The organism is Pseudomonas sp. B14-6, assembly GCF_013260315.1.
Classification (GTDB): Bacteria; Pseudomonadota; Gammaproteobacteria; order Pseudomonadales; family Pseudomonadaceae; genus Aquipseudomonas; species Aquipseudomonas mandelii.
Map to the genome: position 1 here is coordinate 1,289,143 of NZ_CP053929.1, position 17,002 is coordinate 1,306,144.

The 17,002-nt window shown below is 58.4% G+C and carries 18 protein-coding genes; 13 read left to right on the forward strand and 5 right to left on the reverse strand.

Features of this window, described 5'->3' with window-relative positions; all coding sequences use genetic code 11:
• Positions 1-6 precede the first annotated feature (6 nt).
• Positions 7-1,044 carry a dienelactone hydrolase gene (locus HP062_RS05825; RefSeq protein WP_010460523.1) on the reverse strand — a complete coding sequence of 346 codons (1,038 nt, stop codon included), beginning with the start codon at positions 1,042-1,044 and terminating at the stop codon, positions 7-9.
• A gap of 168 nt (positions 1,045-1,212) precedes the next feature.
• A complete protein-coding gene (locus HP062_RS05830; protein WP_077747806.1) occupies positions 1,213-1,824 on the reverse strand; it encodes an FMN-dependent NADH-azoreductase in 612 nt (203 codons plus the stop codon).
• 130 nt (positions 1,825-1,954) lie between these two features.
• On the opposite strand from HP062_RS05830, the gene HP062_RS05835 reads away from it, so the two are divergent.
• Entirely contained in the window at positions 1,955-2,863 is a 909-nt protein-coding gene (locus HP062_RS05835; protein ID WP_010460527.1) for a LysR substrate-binding domain-containing protein, read from the forward strand.
• Positions 2,860-3,219: an MmcQ/YjbR family DNA-binding protein gene (locus HP062_RS05840; protein ID WP_102593511.1), complete on the forward strand. Its 360-nt coding sequence runs from the start codon at positions 2,860-2,862 to the stop codon at positions 3,217-3,219. The genes HP062_RS05835 and HP062_RS05840 overlap by 4 nt, the downstream gene beginning before the upstream one ends.
• Here HP062_RS05840 and HP062_RS05845 read toward each other — a convergent pair.
• Both HP062_RS05845 and HP062_RS05850 read right to left on the reverse strand, forming a co-directional pair.
• Positions 3,216-3,647, reverse strand: a complete 432-nt coding sequence (locus HP062_RS05845; RefSeq protein WP_172791051.1) for a DUF1294 domain-containing protein — start codon at positions 3,645-3,647, stop codon at positions 3,216-3,218. The genes HP062_RS05840 and HP062_RS05845 overlap by 4 nt on opposite strands.
• Complete coding sequence (locus HP062_RS05850) at positions 3,644-4,474, reverse strand: undecaprenyl-diphosphate phosphatase (RefSeq protein WP_172791052.1); 831 nt, start codon at positions 4,472-4,474, stop codon at positions 3,644-3,646. The genes HP062_RS05845 and HP062_RS05850 overlap by 4 nt, the downstream gene beginning before the upstream one ends.
• Positions 4,475-4,762: 288 nt before the next feature.
• Here HP062_RS05850 and HP062_RS05855 point away from each other — a divergent pair, with 288 nt between their 5' ends.
• The 9 genes from HP062_RS05855 to HP062_RS05895 all read left to right on the forward strand — a co-directional run bounded on the left by HP062_RS05855 (position 4,763) and on the right by HP062_RS05895 (position 13,408).
• Complete coding sequence (locus tag HP062_RS05855) at positions 4,763-6,397, forward strand: methyl-accepting chemotaxis protein (RefSeq protein WP_102593512.1); 1,635 nt, start codon at positions 4,763-4,765, stop codon at positions 6,395-6,397.
• Positions 6,398-6,640: 243 nt separating this feature from the next.
• Entirely contained in the window at positions 6,641-7,204 is a 564-nt protein-coding gene (pnuC, locus tag HP062_RS05860) for a nicotinamide riboside transporter PnuC (RefSeq protein ID WP_172791053.1), read from the forward strand.
• A complete protein-coding gene (locus HP062_RS05865; protein WP_172792547.1) occupies positions 7,201-7,725 on the forward strand; it encodes an AAA family ATPase in 525 nt (174 codons plus the stop codon). Before pnuC ends, HP062_RS05865 begins: the two co-directional genes overlap by 4 nt.
• Before the next feature lie 331 nt (positions 7,726-8,056).
• Positions 8,057-8,494, forward strand: a complete 438-nt coding sequence (locus HP062_RS05870; protein ID WP_154912258.1) for a hypothetical protein — start codon at positions 8,057-8,059, stop codon at positions 8,492-8,494.
• A 1-nt stretch (position 8,495) separates the two neighbouring features.
• Positions 8,496-9,068 (forward strand): adhesin, encoded by a 573-nt coding sequence (locus HP062_RS05875; protein ID WP_172791054.1) that lies wholly within the window; start codon positions 8,496-8,498, stop codon positions 9,066-9,068.
• A gap of 53 nt (positions 9,069-9,121) precedes the next feature.
• Complete coding sequence (locus tag HP062_RS05880) at positions 9,122-10,552, forward strand: hypothetical protein (protein WP_042932036.1); 1,431 nt, start codon at positions 9,122-9,124, stop codon at positions 10,550-10,552.
• A gap of 62 nt (positions 10,553-10,614) precedes the next feature.
• Positions 10,615-11,295 (forward strand): C39 family peptidase, encoded by a 681-nt coding sequence (locus tag HP062_RS05885; RefSeq protein ID WP_010460547.1) that lies wholly within the window; start codon positions 10,615-10,617, stop codon positions 11,293-11,295.
• Positions 11,296-11,328: 33 nt separating this feature from the next.
• Complete coding sequence (locus HP062_RS05890; RefSeq protein ID WP_010460550.1) at positions 11,329-12,081, forward strand: hypothetical protein; 753 nt, start codon at positions 11,329-11,331, stop codon at positions 12,079-12,081.
• A 46-nt stretch (positions 12,082-12,127) separates the two neighbouring features.
• Positions 12,128-13,408, forward strand: a complete 1,281-nt coding sequence (locus tag HP062_RS05895; protein WP_172791055.1) for a hypothetical protein — start codon at positions 12,128-12,130, stop codon at positions 13,406-13,408.
• A 72-nt stretch (positions 13,409-13,480) separates the two neighbouring features.
• On the opposite strand, the gene HP062_RS05900 is transcribed toward HP062_RS05895, so the two are convergent.
• Positions 13,481-14,806, reverse strand: coding sequence for a sigma-54 dependent transcriptional regulator (locus tag HP062_RS05900; protein WP_010460554.1), 1,326 nt, complete (start codon positions 14,804-14,806; stop codon positions 13,481-13,483).
• A gap of 342 nt (positions 14,807-15,148) precedes the next feature.
• Between HP062_RS05900 and HP062_RS05905 the strand changes: the two genes are divergently transcribed.
• Together HP062_RS05905 and HP062_RS05910 are read left to right on the forward strand one after the other, a co-directional pair.
• Positions 15,149-15,415, forward strand: a complete 267-nt coding sequence (locus HP062_RS05905; RefSeq protein ID WP_010460556.1) for a hypothetical protein — start codon at positions 15,149-15,151, stop codon at positions 15,413-15,415.
• Positions 15,416-15,685: 270 nt separating this feature from the next.
• Positions 15,686-16,975, forward strand: a complete 1,290-nt coding sequence (locus HP062_RS05910) for a hypothetical protein (RefSeq protein ID WP_172791056.1) — start codon at positions 15,686-15,688, stop codon at positions 16,973-16,975.
• Positions 16,976-17,002: the final 27 nt, after the last annotated feature.

Below are 17,002 nucleotides of genomic sequence, written 5' to 3' on the forward strand. Positions count from 1 at the left end.
CGGAAATTACTGATCCGCAGTCTGCATCCCGGCCCGGGTAGGCTTGCCCAACGCGTGCGAGAAGAATCGCCCGGCTTCGGACACCATGTTGCGATGGATGTCCTCGCGGTCAACACCATCGGCATCGGTGCACAGCGCCGGCATGGCGGCGATCTGCTCTTCGTTGCACGGTGCCATGAACACGAAGTGCCCTGCCCCGGCCAGCAATTTGAAGTCTGGTGCAATCGGCAGTTTGCGCGCCAGGGCGGCGGCATTTTTGTCGAACGCCACCAGTTTGTCGCCATCACCGCTGTAGAGCAGCACTGGCACATGCACGTCGGCCAAGGTGTGGCGGCCGAATTTCAGACTCAGCGGCGCCATCAGCAGCAAGGCATGGACACGTGGATCCGCCACAGGCTGCAAATCATCCCGGTCGACAATCAGCTCGCCCTGGGTGTTGCAGGCATCGTGGTCGTCCGGGCGTTCCTGGCAGTAGCGGCGCAGACGATCCAGGTCAGGCGTGGCGCCGGAGAGGATCAGCGCCGTTTCGCCGCCCGCCGAGTAACCGATCACGCCGACCTGATCGGCATTGACGAAAGGCGCGAGCATACGGTCGCCCAGGGTCGCGGTAATGGCTTCGGAAATCTGGATGGGCCGGCCGTAAAGGTTACTCAACGTACCGAGGCGGCTGTGGTCTTTGGAGTTGTCACCGGGATGGATCACCGCCACCACCACAAACCCTTTGCGTGCCAGCGAGGTGGCGAGGTCGTGCAGCGCCAGCGGGGTACCGGTGTTGCCGTGGGACAGCATCAGCATCGGGAAACGGCCCATGGCGACGCGGGTGTCTTCCCCTGCCTCGACCGTATAACCCTCGATTTTGCTGGTGTGTTCCCGGTCGCTCGAGGGATAGAACGCGATGGCGCGCATCGGCTGCAAGTCCAGAGGATCGAGAAAGCTCATCTCATGGAAGCCGACGCTCCAGTGAGGGTGCGGCGCAGGCGCGGCGTGCACTGAATTCAGGCTGCTGAGCAGGCAAATCAGAAACGTTGCACAAAGACGCACCATGGGATGCCCCACCTTGTTACTGGACCGGAGTCGGTAACCCTCGACTGCATAACCCGGGCCACAACCTGTAATGACCAGAAACAAAAAACCCTGCATCTGGCACTTGCGTGATCAGAATACAGAGTTTTTTGGGTGGTGCCTGAGCTGTTTGAGCGCTTTACGCAAGCCTTACGCGGCGGCGAACAATTGCTCGCTGATTTGCGTGTGGGCATCGCTCATGGCTTTGGTGCGCACTTCGTCACCGTAGGCCAGGCCATGGGCACGAACAAACTCAATGTCGGTGATGCCGATGAAGCCGAACAGCACCTTCAAGTACTCTTCGTGCGCAACGCCAGTCGCCTGACCGGCATGCAGACCGCCGGACGTCGAGACGATCACGACTTTCTTGCCACCGCACAGGCCTTCAGGGCCCGCTTCGGTGTAGCGGAAGGTCTGGCCGGCAACGGCAATGCGGTCGATCCAGGCCTTGAGTTGGGTCGGGATGGTGAAGTTGTACATCGGCGCTGCGATGACAACGGCGTCGGCCGCGAGGAATTCGGCCAGGGTGGTGGCGCTGAGTTCGGCTTCGTGCTGTTGCGCGGCGTTGCGCAGTTCAGCGGTGGTGCCGGCGGCAACCAGGGTGGTGGCGGAGAAATGGCTGATGGCATCGGCGGCCAGGTCGCGGTAGGTCACCACCGCGGTTGGCTCGGCGGCTTGCCAGGCTTTGACGACTTCGCTGCTCAGCAGGCGGGAAGCCGAGTTGTCACCAAGAATGCTCGAATCGATATGCAGCAGTTTCATAAGGGATCTCCAGGTGAGGATCGCCACCGGGCGATCTGATGGGGAGGATCCTACAGATGAAACCAATAGCTGATTAGTCCGCAACAATGCGATAGTTCGTCCCACTGATAGAACAATCGGATTTCCAATCATGCAAGACCTCAACGACCTTTACTATTTCGCCAAAGTGGTCGAAGCCGGTGGCTTCGCCGCAGCCGGGCGTTTGCTGGGGATTCCCAAATCCCGATTGTCGCGACGCATTGCCGAGCTGGAAGAACGCCTCGGCGCGCGCCTGCTGCAACGCACCACCCGGCAACTCAAGCTGACGGCGGTGGGCGAACGTTACCTGCGGCACTGTCAGGCGATGCTGCTGGAAGCCGAGATGGCCGATGAAGCCGTGGCGAGTATGTCCAGCGAACCTCGCGGACGCTTGCGGGTGTCCTGCCCCGTCGGGCTGGCCCACGAAATGCTGCCGACGGTGATCAGCCGCTTCCTCGAAAAACACCCTCAGGTGCAACTGGAAGTCATGTTGCTCAATCGCCGGGTCGACTTGGTCACCGAAGGCGTTGATGTCGCGCTGCGGGTCCGTGAGTTGGGCGATGAAGATCCGTTGCTGGTGACCCGTCGCTTGCGCCAGGCACAGATGGCGATGGTCGCCAGCCCGGCCTTCCTGCACGGACGTGAGATCAACCACCCCGAAGACCTGAAATCCTTGCCGGTGCTTGGTGCGCTGGAAGCCGACCGCCTGGTGCACATTCGCATGCTCGATCAGCAGGGCAAAAGCTACGATTTGAGCCTGGAAGCGCGATTGGGCATTGACGATTTCATCGTGCGCAAGGCCTGCACGCTTGCCGGCCAGGGGTTCACCATGCTGCCGATGATGTATTGCGAACAGGAGCTGGAAAATGGTTCGCTGGTGCAGTTGCTGCCCGATTGGTCATTGCCTGGCGGCTGGCTGCAAGCGGTCTACCCTCATCGGCGCGGGGTGATGCCGGCCGTGCGGGCCTGGATCGACCATTTGATCGAATCATTCAATGCCTGTGGGGACCGATTGATATGAAGGCTGGACGCATGAGCGAAGAGGACGTCGCGCAATTCTGTCTCGCGCTGCCCGGTGCGCGGGAAGACTACAAGTGGGGAGGCGTTCGGGTGTTTTCGATTGCCGGGAACAAGATGTTCGCCTTGCAGAACCTGCGCGGCGATTCCCTGGCGTTCAAGGTCGACAAGGATCTGTTCCTCGGGCATTGCGACCGCCCGGGGATTCACCCGGCGCCGTACCTGGCGCGGGCCCAGTGGATCATCATGCAAACGCCCTACCCGCTGGGATCCGAGGAGCTTCAGGCGTTGTTGAAACGTTCCCATCAACTGGTGGTGAGCAAGCTGCCCAAGCGCACCCAGGTCAGCCTGTTGCTTTAAAGCAGCGCAAACAGGTGAGCGCCGAGGAACAGCTGGTCGATCCAGAACACCTGATGCATCAGCACAATGAGCCAGAACACCAGCTGGAACGAGACCTTGCGAGTCTTGTGCCGAAACACTTGCTGGGCCAGCAAGGCACCCGGCCAACCGCCCGCCAGCTCCACCGCGTGCAACACATTTTCCGGTGTCCGCCAGCCGTCGGCGCGAGCCTTGCGCTTGTCGCTCCAGTACAGAAAGAACGCCAGCACGCTGACGATGCCGTAAGCCGCCAGCGGAATCAGCGACACCCCATGCAGCCACAACGACATTGAACCCGTCAGTGGCAGCGCGCACAGGATCGCCAACACCAGCAATTTCAGCCGAGGGTGCTGGACCCGCTCGCCCCCGGACCTGCGTCCGGGATTGTTGCGCGCGCTGGAGTCATTCATGGGCGTGCGGCGGCCCAATCGACCCAGCCGAATTGCCAGGTGGCCAGGATGAACAGGCCGAACGCAATGCGATACCAGGCGAATGCCGCGTAGCTGTGGCTGCCGATGAACACCAGCAAGCCTCTGACGGCAATCATCGCGAAGATGAACGCCGTGACGAAGCCGATCGCAAACACCGGAAGATCAGCCGGTACGAACAGGTCGCGGTATTTGTAGCCCGAATACACCGCCGCACCGACCATGGTTGGCATCGCCAGAAAGAACGAGAACTCGGTGGCCGTCTTGCGCGACAACCCGAACAGCAAGCCGCCGATGATGGTCGAGCCGGAACGCGAGGTCCCGGGAATCATGGCCAGGCACTGGGCGAAACCGACTTTCAAGGCATCTTTCCAGGTGATTTCGTCGACAGTGTGGGCATGCACTTCATGCTGACGCTGCTCCGCCCACAACATCACGATCCCGCCCACAACCAAGGCCGTGGCCACGGTGATCGGGTTGAACAGGTATTCGTGGATCAGATCGGCAAAAATCACCCCCAATATCACCGCAGGCAGGAAAGCGATCAACAGGTTGGCGGTAAAACGCCGGGCGTTTGGTTGTGTCGGCAAACCGACGACCACGTCGAAGATCTTTCGGCGAAATTCCCACACCACCGCCAGGATCGCCCCGAGCTGGATAATGATGTTGAAAGCCATCGCGCGTTCGCCACCGAAGTTGAGCAAGTCCGCGACTATGATTTGGTGACCGGTACTGGAAATGGGCAAAAATTCCGTCAGCCCTTCTACAACCCCTAAAATCAATGCCTGCAAGGCGGTCCAAAGTTCCATCAATCCCCAAAGGCGATGCGCCAAGGCATGCCCCATTAGTTTTTTAAGCGTTCACCGCGCCAAGCGTAGCTGAAGTCCCGCGCGCAAAGGATCCAGACGGAGCCGTAAAAACTCCGTGAAAAATCAACTTGGATTCAGGTTTTTCCGCGCGGGGCCGAAATCCTATCAGACAAGCCCCGATAACGCTGCCGCGTAATGAGACTTGGGTCGTATAGGCCCGACCGGCAAAGCGTGGTTGGATGCTGGCAATCGTTTATTACAAGAAAAAGAAATCGGAGTGACAGCGTTATGAACAGCTTGCGCAGTGTGTCGATCAGCCGACGCTTGTGGCTCATCTTGATCGTGTCGGTATTGATGTTGTTGACGTTGGGCGTATTGATGCTCAAGCAGATCCATACCGATCTATACCAGGCAAAAGCCCAGAAAACCCAGCACGTGGTGCAGACCGCCAGCGGCATTCTGACTTACTACCACGGCCTGGAAACCGCCGGCACACTCACCCGCGATGCCGCGCAGAAGCAGGCACTGACCGCCGTGCGCGGGCTGCGTTATGACCAGAACGACTATTTCTGGATCAACGACCTGACGCCGGTGATGGTGATGCACCCGGCCAACCCCAAACTCGATGGGCAAAACCTCTCGGCGATCCGCGACCCGGACGGTTTTGCGCTGTTCAACGAAATGGTGGCCGTCGCCAAGGCCAAAGGCGCCGGTACGGTCAACTACCGCTGGCCTAAGCCGGGCGCCAGCGACCCGGTCGGGAAAACCTCCTACGTCAAATTGTTCGAACCTTGGGGCTGGGTGATCGGTTCGGGCGTGTACATCGATGACATGCAGGCCGAGTTCTACGGCCAGGTCTGGAAGGCTTCGTTCGTCGGCCTGGTGATTGCGCTGATCATGGCGTTGCTGGTGATCATGATCGCTCGCAGTATCGTGCGACCGCTTCAGGACACGGTGAACGCCATGGCCAACATCGCCAGCGGTGAAAGCGACCTGACCCGCAGCCTCGACACCCATGGCCAGGATGAAGTCACGCAGCTGGCCCGGCACTTCAATGCCTTCACTGCCAAACTGCGAGGGGTGATCAGCGAGCTGCAAGTGTCCGCCAGCGCCCTGGGCCTGTCGTCCAGCGAACTGGGCAATGACGCCGCCCAGGCCCAGCAACGCAGTCAGCAACAGTCCCAGCAGATGGAGCTGGTGGCGACCGCGATCAACGAAGTGACTTACGGTGTGCAGGACGTGGCGAAGAATGCCGAGCATGCGGCCAGCGAAATGCGCGATGCCGAATCCCAGGCGCAGCAGGGGCAGATCAACATTGATGGCAGCTTGCAGCAGATCGACAAACTGTCCGGCACCATCGATCAAGCCGTGGAAGTGATTCGCACCCTGGCCGCTGAAAGCACCCAGATTGGCAGTGTCCTGGAGGTGATCCGCTCCATCGCCGAGCAAACCAACCTGCTGGCACTCAACGCCGCCATCGAGGCTGCCCGCGCCGGTGAACAAGGCCGTGGCTTTGCGGTGGTGGCCGATGAAGTGCGCCTGTTGGCCCAGCGTACCCAGAAGTCCACGGCGGAGATCCAGTCGATGATCGAGCGCCTGCAGACTCACTCCGAAGCGGCGGTGAAAGTGATCGGCGACAGCAGTCGAGCCTCGCAACTGACCATCGAACAGGCCGGTCTGGCCGGCGCCAGCCTCAATGCCATCGGTCAGGCGCTGCGCAACCTCAACGGGCTGAACGCATCAATCGCCAGTGCAACCCTGCAGCAAGCCCATGTGGTGGAAGACATCAATCAGAACGTCACCCAGGCGGCAGGCTTGTCCCACAGCACTGCGCTGGCGGCCGAGCAATCGAGTGTGGCCAGCGTTCGGCTCAAGGACTTGAGCGAGCAGGTGAACAGCCTGCTCAAACAGTTCCGCGTGTAAAAGCAGACACAGAACCCTGTGGCGAGGGGGCTTGCTCCCGCTGGGCCGCGAAGCGGCCCTGAATAGGCAATCCCGTTTTTTCAGGTAAACCGCGATAGCGCCTTTGCGACTGCTTCGCAGCCGAGCGGGAGCAAGCTCCCTCGCCACAAGTGTGCGTCAGACGCCAGTTTCGGGTTGCTAACGCATTTGCCTTCTCTCTGGGTACAATCCGCCCCCCTCTTTCGTTTTCACCAAGGAACCTCCATGTCCGGCCTTGAACTGTTTGCCGCCACCCTCGGCGTGATCGCCGTCTGGTTGACGGTCAAACAGAACCCCTGGTGCTGGCCGATCGGCCTGGTCATGGTGCTGCTTTATAGCTGGATCTTTTTTGAAGTGAAGCTGTATTCGGACATGCTCCTGCAAGTGATCTACGCCGCGCTGCAGCTCTACGGCTGGTGGCAATGGACCCGCGCGGGCGAAGCCAATAGCGGCCGGCAGGTCAGTCGGCTTGAGAGCAAATCGATCGCTGCGGGCCTTGCGGCCGGTGCCATCGGCAGTCTGCTGCTAGGCGCCGCCATGGCGCACTGGACAGATGCCGCGCAGCCCTGGCTTGATGCTGCGCTGACCGGTTTCAGCCTTGTGGCGCAGTTATGGATGGCGCAAAAACGCGTGCAATGCTGGCCGTTGTGGATCGCCGTCGATGTGATTTTCGTCGGACTGTTCCTTTATAAAGGCATGTACCTGACTGCTGCCCTCTATGCGTTGTTCCTGTTGCTTGCCGTACAAGGCTGGCGTGAATGGCGCACCGACCCGGCTCTGCGCGCATGAAAGTGCTGGTGCTCGCGGGCCCTGAATCCAGCGGTAAAAGCTGGCTTTCGGGCGAGATTCACGCCAATTTTGGCGGCATATTAGTCAATGAGTACGTTCGACACTTTATCGACAGCGAAGCCCGTGAAACCCGCTACGATGACATTACATCGATAGCTCATGGCCAGCTTTCGTGGGAGGACGAAGCACGCGCCAGGCAACCGTCACTGCTGATCCTCGATACGCACCTCTTAAGCAATATCCTTTGGAGTCGCACGTTGTTTAGCGATTGCCCGGCATGGATCGAGCAAGCCTTGCTGGCCCGGCACTATGACCTGCATTTGCTGCTGAGCCCTGAAACCGTGGCCTGGCATGACGACGGGCAGCGGTGCCAGCCGCAACTGGCAGAACGCCAAGCGTTTTTTCAGGCCAGCCGTGCATGGCTTGACCTGCACCGCCAACCTTGTCGGGTGCTGCAAGGTGACTGGCAACAGCGCAAGGACGCCGCATTCGAGGCGGTGACACGTTTGCTCAAGGCCTGACCGGAGTGCCCCGCCCCGCTGCAACTGTCCATTCCTGAAACACCCAATCCCACGCAAACCCGCGAACTAAAGCGGCCCGAGCGTTCCTGCAAGAAAATGTTAAGCCACTGATACAACCTGCGTTCAACGCCCCCGGCGTGCACCGCCGCCCGCATGGATGTCGTTTTTGCGTAGCTCTGTCTCAGTGGCGTTACACAATTTTTTTGACCACCCCGACAATTTAATTCAACCACTTGTTTTTAAACGAATAACCGAAAGCGGCACACCTTCTGCTCTCTACCTCGCAACGCTGATAAGGGCCAGCGTTCCATTTACAGAAGGAATTGCCGCCGTGGGGAAATTTGATAGAAGCATCTTTAGCTTGCTGTTGATCGGATGCGCGCTGGGCTCAACAGTCATCCTGCCCGTGCAGGCTGACAATGGCATCATTACTATCAAACGTGATGTGCAGACCCGCAACGCAACCATCCCGCCGCTCATCCCCGACCCTAACCCCACGACCGTCAATGCCAACCCGTCCAGACAAATTCTCCAGCAAACGAACGAGTTGAGCGACGGCGATTTTGCCAACGTCGCCAGTGGTGCAGGCATCAACCGCCTGGTCACTCAAAACACTAACAACCTGGGCGGCAACATCAGCAACCAAACCCAACTGTCCAACCTCCCTGCCGGACGTTCGGGAAATTCGGGCAACGGCATTGCCAACATGGTCAATTCCAACATCCAGCAAGGCCTGGGTGCTCTGAAAATCATAACGGGAGACCGTTAAGATGAATCGTTCGCTGCTGATGATCGCCATGTTTTGCAGTGCATCGACCTTTGCCCAACCTCCCGTCATCAATAACGCCGACATCGACGGCTCGGGTATGCAGTACCAAGGCAACCTCACAGTCAACCAGGCGGCGGGCGATCTTCAGCAACAGGTCAACGCCCGGGCCATCGCTATTGGTACCAATGCCAGTGCGACCACGCAGATTCGCCAGCGTTTGCGCACCGTTGTCGACCCCAGAATTGATGCCCAGTCCAACATCCAGGGTGACTCCTTCAGTCACGGCAACGGCGTACTGGGTGTCAACCAGAGCGCGGGCGCCAGTAACCAGCAAGCCAACGCACTGCGGATAAGCATTAGTAAACAGCCGCAAAGCATCGACGACAGCGTCCTCATGCAACAGAACGTGGCGCTGCTCAACAACTCCGATCCAACTGACTCTGCACCAGGCCATCGCCAGGTCACTACCAGTGACCAGGCATTCACCGGTAGCCGTGGGGTGATCCAGTTGAATCAGAGCGCCGGGGTGGGAAACCGAATGGCCAATACCCTGAGCGTAAGGGTCGTGGATTGACCCGAAAAGGTAAGAAACAACACTTAACCTAAAATAAAGTACGGAGAATCACCATGAAACCTTCGATGGCACTAAAGCCTCTGGTTTTCGCAATTGCTGCGGTCATGGCTGTTGCTGTACAAGCTGGGCAAAATGATCGGCGTGGCAACCATCATGGTCATCACAACGGTGGCCAACAACAAACCCCTCCTGCAAGAATGGTCCCAATCAATGCGACTGCCAATGCGACGGACCGGCAGAACAGTACCGGCAATAGCATCTGGAATGAAGGGACAGAAAACTCGGCCGAGATGAGCAGTTCGGCCGCAGGCGCGAGCGGCAACGTCGGCGTCAACGTGGCGGCAGGTAACGGCAACCAGCAAGACAACGCCGCCGCCATCGCCAACGCAGCCTCCGACAACGCCGCGATCGATAACAGCTTTGTGTTCGGCACGGCCACTGCCACCGCTGACGTGAGGCAAGTCAGCAACAATAACCGCGTCGACAACTTTGGCTCCACCAACTCTGCCGTGATGAGCGGATCCGGCGGCGGTAGCAGCGGCAACATGGGTATCAACATTGCTGGCGGCGATCTGAACCAGCAGAAAAATACCATGGCAATTGCCAACGCCAATGCTCCACTGGGTAATGCAACCGCCACCGCGTCCGCCGTTCAAAACGGTCCCGGCCTGATCGTGAACAACAACGCTGATCGGACCTACCGCGTTGATACGATCACCGTTACCAATACGGCGAGCGGCAGTTTCTCCAAAGATAAGTCGTTTGAGGCAAGCGGCAGTCAAAGCGCTTCTTCCAGCTGGAACAAAGCCGGTTCCAAAAGCTATGACGCCAGCGGGTCAAAAAGCGTTGATATAAGCGGTTCTCACAGCAGTAATGCCAGCGGTTCCAACAGCAGCAATGCCAGCGGTTCCAACAGCAGTAGTGCAAGCGGTTCTTCGAGCGCTTCTTTGAGTGCTTCCTTGAACGCTACGCTGGACGCTACTTCGGCGGCTTCCAACTCCACTACCGTCAATTTTGGCTTCGGCGACCGCACCCGCAGCTCGTCTTCCGACGCATCGCTTAACGCATCGCTCGACGCGACGCTTGATGCATCGATAGACAAATCGTATGACAGATCGCACGACTCTTCGTACGACAGATCGCGCGACTCCTCGTACGACAGATCGCGCGATTCGTCGTTCGAAAAATCGTATGACAAGTCGTACTCGAAGTCGTCTGACTCCTCGTACGAAAAATCGGGCAGTCAATCGTCCGAGTCTGAGTATGCAAAAGCGAAAAGCTACAGTGAAAGCAGCTCTTATGATTTGAGCAACACCTACTCTTATCAAGTGCTGACTCCAACTGGCTGGGCCAACCCTGTGACCAACACTGCAACCCTGAGCGGTTCGGTGAATGGCGGCAGTGGCAACCTGGGCGTCAACGTGGCGGCTGGTGTGGGCAACCAACAAAGCAACTCGTTGGCCATTTCCAACCAATCGTTCTAAATGCTGTCTCTGGAGGCCCCCTTACGGGGGCCTTTTTCAACATCACCAGAGGGCGTCCAATCATGCGTATTCTCGCCTTGGCATTTTTGCTTTGCGTGGCCACTGTGATCGAGGCCGCACAAATGCCGCTCTCCATCCTGCCGGGCGGCGCGTTGGTGTACAAGCCGATCCAGAGCGTTCGCGAGCGCAAATTTGCCGACCTGGTACAACAGAAAACCGACTTCAGTTGCGGCGCTGCGGCGCTGGCGACCATCTTGCGCCAAGCCTATTGGCTGGACGTGAATGAAGAACAGATCATCGAAGGCATGCTGGCACACTCCGATCAAGATCTTGTCCGTGTCCAGGGCTTCTCCATGCTCGACATGAAGCGTTACGTGGAAAGCATCGGCATGCGAGCCCGTGGCTATCGGGTAGCACCGGAAACGTTGAGTGATATCAGAATCCCGGTAGTGGTCCTCATGGATATCCGTGGCTACAAACACTTTGTGGTCATGCAAAGAGTCCATCAGGGCTGGGTCTACATCGGAGATCCGGTACTCGGTCATAAACGCTACAAAGTCGACGACTTTATCAAAGGCTGGAACGGCATCATCTTTGCCATCATCGGCCAGGGTTACGACAAAACCAATGCGTTGCTCGACCCGCCCATGCCGCTGACCGCCAGGAACCGCGTCAACGCCTTTAGCCCGGTGCAAGACGCAGAGTTGATGGATTTTGGATTTATCCAAAGCGACTTCTTCTAATAACAAGGGAGCACGACGCTCCGGGAGCATCCCATGAAGACTCCAATCTGGCTGGCCGTGGTCTGCCTGGCCGCCAGCCTGCCGACCCAGGCACAGACGTTCAAACCCATTGAACTGAAGGATCAGGAGTTGGCAACCCTGCGTGGCCGTTATGTCATGCCAGGACGGATTATCAGTTTCGGCATTTCGATGACCAGCACTTGGCAAAATGCCAATGGTGAAGTGATCGGGGCAACGTCCACGATGCAAATTCAACAATCGACCATCAAGCCACAGTTTTATGTGTCGATGATCGACGAAAAAGGGAATGGATCAACCCGTTCGCAAGGCGCCAGCACGGGCACCGGCACCGTCACTGGCGGCAACGGCCTCAATACCACCGAAGGCGTCACTCAAGTCGTACGGGCTGCCGGCGACAACAATACGGCCTACAACAACGTTGATATCAACGTCACCAAGGCAAACCAAGCGCCAGCAACGCAACAGCAGGGCCAGGCACTGGCCGCAGGCACGACATTGGTCGGCGCCAATGGCGCGGGCTCAATGAGCGTTTCCTCGAACGGTACGGGTGTGCAATTCAACATCGTGGCCAACAACAACCAGGGCAATACCGTACAACGCCTGGCCCAGGGTGGCCTGATGCAGAACACGACATTGCTCGGCAGTAGCAACCAGGTCCGCAACCTCACATCCTTCAATGTCGTGCTGCGTGACAACGTGCCGTCAGCCGGATCGGTGAGCGGCAATCTGGACCAGCTCAAAGGTCTTCGCACTCTCGGATTCTGATCTACGCTCAGTCTCATCAGATGTAGTCAGAAGGGACGGCTAACCCATGCAACGATCTTCAACGTTCAGAGCTTTGGTATGTTTGAGTAGCCTGGCCCCGGCCACAATGCTATACGCAGCACCGGACCCCCAGGTCGAAATCCTAAAACAAGAACTCATGGAGTTGAAACAGCGTTACGAAGCACAACAGAACGCGTTGATGGTACTTGAGCAACGCGTTCGCCAAGTCGAAGAAACACCGCAGCCACCAGTTCCCAAGCGCCTGACCAAATCCCCCGCCGAACCCTCCCGGGGTAACCAGGCGGTCGCCGCTGGTGCGCCGGGCACCAGCGGCAGCTCCTATGGCCAATCGCTCAAGGACGATTCGGAACCTGCGCAAAGCGTTTCCAACCTGTATGACGAAGCCAGCGGCTTCTTCGGTGGCGGCAAGTTCAGCGTCGAAACCGGCCTGACCTACACGCACTACGATACCCGCGCCTTGACGCTTAACGGCTTCCTGGCACTGGACTCGATTTTCCTCGGCAACATCAACCTCGACCGCATCAAGGCCGACAACTGGACCCTGGACCTGACTGCCCGCTACAACGTGGCACAACGTTGGCAGTTCGACATTAACGTCCCCGTGGTTTACCGCGAATCAACGTACTCCTCCGGCGGCGCTGGTGGCGCTGGTCCGGTGACGTCTGACGCCACCGTGACTCGCGACCCGACCATCGGCGATGTGAACGTTGGCGTTGCCTACAAGTTTCTGGATGAGTCGGTCAGCCTGCCCGATGCGGTCGCTACACTGCGCGTCAAGGCGCCGACCGGCAAGGACCCCTACGGCATCAAGCTGGTCAGCGACCCTACCAACGATAACCTCTCGGTCCCCGAGGATTTGCCGACCGGCAATGGTGTCTGGGCGATCACCCCGGGTATCTCGCTGGTCAAGACCTTCGACCCTGCCGTGCTGTTCGGCAGCCTGTCCTACACCTACAACGTTCAGGACTCTTTCAGCGACATCAGCCCTCAGGTCGGCTCCAAGGTAAAAGGGGACGTGAAACTGGGCGATTCCTGGCAGATCGGCGCCGGCATTGCCTTCGCCTTAAACGAGAAGATGAGTATGTCGTTCTCGTTCACCGATCAGTTCGCCCGCAAGAGCAAGATCAGGCCAGACGGCGGCGACTGGCAGTCGATTTCCAACAGCGACTACAACTCGGCCAACTTCAACATCGGCATGACCCTGGCCGCCTCCGATAACCTGACGATCGTACCTAACCTGGCCATCGGCCTGACCGACGACTCGCCAGACTTTTCCTTCAGCCTGAAATTCCCGTACTACTTCTGATCCACCACAACAAAGCCCCGCTGCGACTTCAATCCCAGCGGGGCTTTTATGTGTGGAACATTAAATCTGCGTCTAACGGATCTGATGTTTGTGCAACAAACGGTAGAACGTAGGCCTGGAGATCCCCAGCACCTTGGCGGCAATGCTCAAGTTATCGCTGTGGCGGTTGAGTACATCGCACAAGGCCTGGCGTTCAGCGCGGGTCTTGTAGTCTTCCAGCGTGCCCATCGGCGCAGGAATGACGTGCTGGCTGATCAGCCCAAGGTCTCGCGCTTCGATCTGCCGGCCTTCGGCAAGTACCAACCCGCGACGTACCCGGTTGGCCAGCTCGCGAACATTGCCCGGCCAGTCGTGCTTGCCCATGGCAATCAAGGCGTCGTCGCTGAAGCTGCGGGGGCGGCGGCCGGTTTCATGGCTGTAGAAGTGGGAAAAGTGGTTGGCCAGCATTGATAAGTCGCCATGGCGCTCACGCAGCGGCGCGGTGACGACCTGCAATACGTTAAGGCGGTAGTACAAATCCTCACGGAAGGTTTTTTTCTCGACGGCCGCCTCAAGGTCGACATGAGTCGCCGCCAACACCCGCACATCCACCGGAATCGGCTGGCTGCCGCCGACATGCTCGATATGTTTTTCCTGCAGAAAGCGCAGCAGATTGGCTTGCAACTCCAGTGGCAGGTCACCGATCTCGTCGAGAAACAATGTGCCGCCATTCGCCGCTTCGATCCGACCGACCTTGCGTTGATGGGCGCCGGTAAACGCGCCCTTCTCATGACCAAACAGCTCCGACTGAATCAAGTGTTCGGGAATGGCCCCGCAATTGATCGCCACAAACGGCTTGTTGTGACGCTGGGATTGTCGATGGAGCGTGCGGGCGACCAATTCTTTACCGGTTCCGCTTTCACCACGAATCAATACCGGCGACTCGGTAGGCGCCAGCTTGCTCAGTAACTTGCGTAGCTCGCGAATCGGTTTGCTGTCGCCAAGCAGCTCGTGCTCAGGCTGATCAATATGAATCGTGCCCTGCCCGCGCAGGCGCGCCATGCCGAACGCGCGGCCCAGCGTGACTTGCACCCGGGACACGTCAAACGGCAGGGTATGGAAGTCAAAAAACCATTCGCAAACGAAATCTCCGACATTTTGCAGGCGCAGGACTTCCTGGTTGAGCACGGCGATCCACTCGGTACCGCTGCGGCTGATCAGTTCTTTGACCGCTTCCGGGCGTTCCAGATGAAAAGGTTGTAATCGCAGGAGGCCAACGTCGCACGTTCGGTCGGCGGCGTTCTCCAGGGAACAGCTGTCAACATCCCAGCCCACAGAGCGCAGACCCGGCAGCAGACGATAGCAGTCGTCGCAGGGATCCACTACTAACAGACGTCGTAACGCAGGCGTTTCGATCATGACTGTTCCTTGACGCCAAACTTTAGGAAATATTATTAAAAACAGTCGTTTGGCGGATCTGGCTGTAACATTAGCAAGAATTTGACGCACCCTTGTACCGTTTGACTATAGGAACACCGCATTATTAGTTATAAGAATGAGTTTGTTAGTTACCTAACGAGTTCAACCTTTCATTCAGCTTTCAAAAACCGCTCTGCCATTGAGTATATGAAAGAAAGTTGAAATTTCTTTTGATTGAGTGTGACCTGACCCCCGGTTGAGGGCATCAGTACAAGTAACCAGCCGAACGGTAAGCCCAACCGACGGCCTGTCACTTGATTGGGCATATAGAGAGAAGACCCCATGACTGCCCCGCTCCGTATCAACGAAGCTCTTTTGATTGCCAACCGCGCATTCCAACCTTTTCAATGCGTGGCCTGGGCCCCACAAGACGGCAATGGCGAACTCAGCCTGACCATTATCGACCGCACCAATACCCACATTGGCCGCACACAAATTCCGAGCAGTACTTATTCCGACCCCGCGCAACTTGAACACATTCTTGAAGAAGCTCGCGCCGAATTGAGCGAGGAAGGTTACACGCTGCAATCGTGGTCGATGCCACACTAAGGACGTTGGCGGATGACTTAAGTTGTCCGCCTCTTCTCCTTTCTTTTAGCGAACTACGTCGCTCGTCACGCCCCCCCATTCCAACTTGCCCGCCACGAATTACTTGGCAGGCTTGTCAGTGGTTCGAAAAGTCACTGTTCTGGCACAAAGCGACCCTCCACCTGTGAGTTGTGACAGTTGTGCAATCGAGCGTTCAGGGATTGAATGTTCTGCACACGCAGTTGCCCTCCCGGTTCCCGGGTTTCGGTCAGCTCGCAAGGAGATGCGCGCATGCCCACCCTGACTGCTTTTGCCCGACCTGCCGCGCAGCGCACGGCCGGCCTCCTCGATAAAAGCTTCGCCTCCAACGGCAAAACCCAGGTGTATTTCGCCGGCAGTACGTCGAGCATCGCCAACGGCGTGGCGATCGACTCGAGCGGTCGCGTACTGGTAGCGGCGAAAGTCGGCACTCGAAGCGGCCATTGCTTTGGCCTGGCTCGCTTGCTTGAAGACGGTTCGGCAGACCTGGCATTCGGCGCTCATGGCAGCGTCATCGGGCAATTTCAGCGCGGTCATGAGGCCATGGCGGGAAAAGTCCTCGTATTGGGCGACGGGAACATCCTGGTCGCCGGCCTGCACTATGAGGACGCTCATCGGACGCTGCCGGCCTTGGCGATGTTCGACGCGCAAGGTCACCCGGTCAGGGACTTTGGCGACAATGGATGCTGTGTCATACGCCTGACGGGGAATCTGTCCCAGGGCGTGCGCGACGCCTGGCTCCCTCCCGGCGTACCGGGGGCCGAAGCCTGCGACGTCCAGGTACAGGCTGACGGCCGAATCCTGCTGCTGGCCAATCACCCTTTCGAACTGGCCGATCACGTCGGCCTGCTGATTCGCCTGACCGACGCTGGCGAACTCGATACCTCCTTCAACGGCCGCGGCTTTGTCATGGTCAGGCATTTGCTGATGAACACCTGGCTCAGCAGCCTGCTGTTGCAGCGGGACGGCCGGATCATGGTGGGTGGATCGATCAATTTCCCTGAAGAAGGTTTGCTGGCGCGCTACCTGCCCGACGGCAGTCTGGATGATCACTTCGCCGTGGATGGTTTCATGACTTTCAGTGTTGAGGGGCACAGCGCTCAGGTCAGCCAGATCGTCCAGCAGGAAAATGGTGATTTGCATTGTTTTGGCAGCAGCCGCGACCCGATGCATTGCCTGGCGCTGACACTGCACAGCAACGGTCGCCCGAACGTTCATTGCAACGGTGGCCAGCCCCACCTGCTGAAAATCGGACCCAGTGGCTGCCAGTGGAACGCCGCCCAACTCCAGCCGGACGGCCGTGTGCTGGCGGTTGGCGCCACGATTGGCGGAGTCGAAGCCGACTTTCTTCTGGCTCGGTACTTGCCGGGCGGGCAACTCGACCCTGGTTTTGCCGAGGGCACTTGTTGGGTTCGCACCCGTCTGGGGCGCAGCCTGGACACCGCCACATCAGTGGCCGTTCAGCCGAATGGAGGCATCGTCGTAGGCGGTTATTCGCTGGACGGCAACTACCGGGCGGTTGTGGTGCGCTATCTCGGCTAAGCCAACGACTTTCCCCCCACTTGATCT

Coding starts and splice junctions, on each gene's coding strand:
- HP062_RS05825 (WP_010460523.1), bottom strand. CDS start 1,044: ATGGTGCGTCTTTGTGCAACGTTTCTGATTTGCCTGCTCAGCAGCCTG.
- HP062_RS05830 (WP_077747806.1), bottom strand. CDS start 1,824: ATGAAACTGCTGCATATCGATTCGAGCATTCTTGGTGACAACTCGGCT.
- HP062_RS05835 (WP_010460527.1), top strand. CDS start 1,955: ATGCAAGACCTCAACGACCTTTACTATTTCGCCAAAGTGGTCGAAGCC.
- HP062_RS05840 (WP_102593511.1), top strand. CDS start 2,860: ATGAAGGCTGGACGCATGAGCGAAGAGGACGTCGCGCAATTCTGTCTC.
- HP062_RS05845 (WP_172791051.1), bottom strand. CDS start 3,647: ATGAATGACTCCAGCGCGCGCAACAATCCCGGACGCAGGTCCGGGGGC.
- HP062_RS05850 (WP_172791052.1), bottom strand. CDS start 4,474: ATGGAACTTTGGACCGCCTTGCAGGCATTGATTTTAGGGGTTGTAGAA.
- HP062_RS05855 (WP_102593512.1), top strand. CDS start 4,763: ATGAACAGCTTGCGCAGTGTGTCGATCAGCCGACGCTTGTGGCTCATC.
- pnuC (WP_172791053.1), top strand. CDS start 6,641: ATGTCCGGCCTTGAACTGTTTGCCGCCACCCTCGGCGTGATCGCCGTC.
- HP062_RS05865 (WP_172792547.1), top strand. CDS start 7,201: ATGAAAGTGCTGGTGCTCGCGGGCCCTGAATCCAGCGGTAAAAGCTGG.
- HP062_RS05875 (WP_172791054.1), top strand. CDS start 8,496: ATGAATCGTTCGCTGCTGATGATCGCCATGTTTTGCAGTGCATCGACC.
- HP062_RS05880 (WP_042932036.1), top strand. CDS start 9,122: ATGAAACCTTCGATGGCACTAAAGCCTCTGGTTTTCGCAATTGCTGCG.
- HP062_RS05885 (WP_010460547.1), top strand. CDS start 10,615: ATGCGTATTCTCGCCTTGGCATTTTTGCTTTGCGTGGCCACTGTGATC.
- HP062_RS05890 (WP_010460550.1), top strand. CDS start 11,329: ATGAAGACTCCAATCTGGCTGGCCGTGGTCTGCCTGGCCGCCAGCCTG.
- HP062_RS05895 (WP_172791055.1), top strand. CDS start 12,128: ATGCAACGATCTTCAACGTTCAGAGCTTTGGTATGTTTGAGTAGCCTG.
- HP062_RS05900 (WP_010460554.1), bottom strand. CDS start 14,806: ATGATCGAAACGCCTGCGTTACGACGTCTGTTAGTAGTGGATCCCTGC.
- HP062_RS05905 (WP_010460556.1), top strand. CDS start 15,149: ATGACTGCCCCGCTCCGTATCAACGAAGCTCTTTTGATTGCCAACCGC.
- HP062_RS05910 (WP_172791056.1), top strand. CDS start 15,686: ATGCCCACCCTGACTGCTTTTGCCCGACCTGCCGCGCAGCGCACGGCC.